The sequence below is a fragment of the Variovorax sp. 20P10.2.4 genome, from assembly GCF_058244205.1.
The window spans coordinates 1-2245 of record NZ_JBZAYE010000915.1 but is presented as its reverse complement, the minus strand read 5'-3'; the positions used below and the strand labels follow the sequence as shown (position 1 = coordinate 2245).

General features: G+C 71.3%; 3 protein-coding genes. 1 reads left to right on the top strand and 2 read right to left on the bottom strand.

The window, feature by feature from the left end:
* Both AC27VN_RS39355 and AC27VN_RS39350 read right to left on the bottom strand, forming a co-directional pair.
* The coding region (locus AC27VN_RS39355) for an ABC transporter permease/substrate-binding protein (protein ID WP_490880198.1) at window positions 1–1421 on the bottom strand (1421 nt) is incomplete at its 3' end.
* Window positions 1422–1467: 46 nt separating this feature from the next.
* Entirely contained in the window at window positions 1468–1767 is a 300-nt protein-coding gene (locus tag AC27VN_RS39350) for a DUF6506 family protein (protein WP_490880197.1), read from the bottom strand.
* Window positions 1768–1870: 103 nt separating this feature from the next.
* On the opposite strand from AC27VN_RS39350, the gene AC27VN_RS39345 reads away from it, so the two are divergent.
* Window positions 1871–2245: LysR family transcriptional regulator (locus AC27VN_RS39345; RefSeq protein ID WP_490880196.1), on the top strand; the 375-nt coding region annotated here is incomplete at its 3' end.

The window sequence follows — 2245 nt, the reverse complement described above, 5'->3', positions numbered from 1 at the left end:
TTGAGCGCGAGCCCGGTCACGATGCGTTCGCCGAAGCCGCCCGCGCCGATGAAGGCCGCGATGGTCGCGGTGCCGATGGCGATCGCGGTGGCGGTGCGCACGCCCGCGAGCAGCGTGGGCAGCGCCAGCGGCAGCAGCACCAGCCGCAGGCTCTGCTTCGAGGTCATGCCGAGCGCGGTGCCGGCCAGCCGCAGGCCGTTGGGCACCTCGGCCAGGCCGGTCACGGTGTTGCGCATGATCGGCAGCAACGAATAGAGCGTGAGCGCGATCAGCGCGGGCAGGGTGCCGATGGCGCCGAGCATCGAGATCAGCACCGCGAGCAGCGCCAGCGAGGGCACGGTCTGCATCAGGCTCGCGACGCCCAGCACCAGGGCGCGCAGCCGCAGGTGCGGAAACACCAGGATCGCGATCGGCACGCCGATGAGGATCGCCACGCCCACCGACAGCGCCACCAGCAGCAGGTGCTGGCGCGCGAGCTGCCAGAGGTCGGGGCCGAACAACTTGGCCGTGAAGCTGCGCCGCGTGTCCTGCGGCGCCGCGCCGTCCTTGCCGGCGCTCGCGAGGAAGTCGCGCGCGATGGTGTCGAAGGGCACGCTCTGCAGCTCGGCGCGCGCGTTCATCGCGATCATCGCGTGCTCGTCGACGCGGCCCTCGAGCTTCTGCAGCGCGGCCCAGGCCCGCGGCAGGCGCTGCGGCAGGTCGAGCTTGTAGAGCACCACCGCGTCGTAGCGCGGGAAGTACTGGCGATCGTCCTCGAGCACGCGCAGGCCCAGGTGGTCGATCTTGGCGTCGGTGGTGTAGATGTCGATCACGTCGACCTGCTTCGCGCCGATCGCGTCGTAGGCCAGGCCGTGGTCGAGGCCGGTGGGCGTCTGCGTGAAGCCGTAGCGCGCGGCCAGGCCCTTCCAGCCGTCGGCGCGGCCGATGAATTCGTTCGACAGGCCGAGCTTCAGCTCGGGATGCTTCGCGAGGTCGCCGAGGCTGCGCAGCCCGAGCCGGTCGGCATCGGCCGCGCGCACCGCGAGCGCATAGCCGTCGTTGAAGCCCAGCGGTATCGCCACGCCCAGCCCCAGCGGGGCGAGCGACGCGTTCATCTGCTCGCGCGTGGCCGCGGGCGAGCCCTTGAGGATCTCGAGCGCGATGGTGCCGGTGTATTCGGCATAGAGGTCGATCGCGCCCGAGCGCAGCGCCTCGTAGACGATGGCCGTGTTGCCCAGGCCCTGGCGCACCACCGGCTTGTTCGCCAGGTGCGGCGCGGCGGTCTGCGCGAGCAGCTCGGCCAGGATGTACGACTCGGTGAAGCGCTTGGAGCCGACGCGCAGCGTGCCGTCGTCGGTGGTCTGCGCGGATGCCGCGACACCGAGCCAGGCCAGCGAGAACAGCAGGATGGCGCGCCAGAGGTGGCGGCGGGGCGATTGCATCCGGGCCAGTGTATCGGCATGCGTGGCGCGCGGCCACCCGGGGCACTCAGGCGAACAGCCGTGCCAGCCCCGCGATCGATTCGGGGCCGTAGCCCACCGAGCCGACCGGCACCGCGCCATCGACGGCCGCGAGCACCGCCGCCGTGCCCGCGGGGCCGAAGCCGCCGCAGAGCTCGATGAGCTGCACGCCCTCCGCCAGCAGGGCACGCGCGGCCTGCGGCCCTTGGGCGGCGTTCGCCACGCCGATGGTCAGCATGTGGAAGTGCGGGGACGCCAGCACGCTGCGGTCGCGTGCGGGGTCGAGCCCGTTGCCGGTGACGATGAATCCGAATCGGGTGAGTGCCATGTTCTTGCTCCAGGGGGCAGTGGTGAATGGCCGCCATGGTCGTGCTTCGGTCTATGCTCGTCCACGTCCGTTTCGGCAATGAATGAGACAGAAAAGGTCCGACATGCTCGATCTGCAGCAGCTCCACTATTTCGTCGCGGTCGCCGAGACGCAGAGCATCGCGCGCGCCTCCGAGCGCCTGCACATCTCGCAGTCGCCGCTGAGCCGGCAGGTCATCGCGCTCGAGGAGCGGCTGGGCCTGGCGCTGTTCGCGCGCAGCGGCAAGCGGCTCAAGCTCACGCAGGCGGGGCAGCGCTTTCTCGAGGAATGCCGGCTGCTGCTGTCCGCCTCGGCGCGGCTCGAATTCCGCGTGCGCGAGGAGGCCGCGGGCCGGGCCGGCAGCATGGCCATCGGCCATGTCGAGAGCGCGTTGCATGCGGGCGTGTTGCGCAAGGCCTTGCGCGCGCTGCGGCGGCAGTCGCCGGCCACCGAGGTGCAA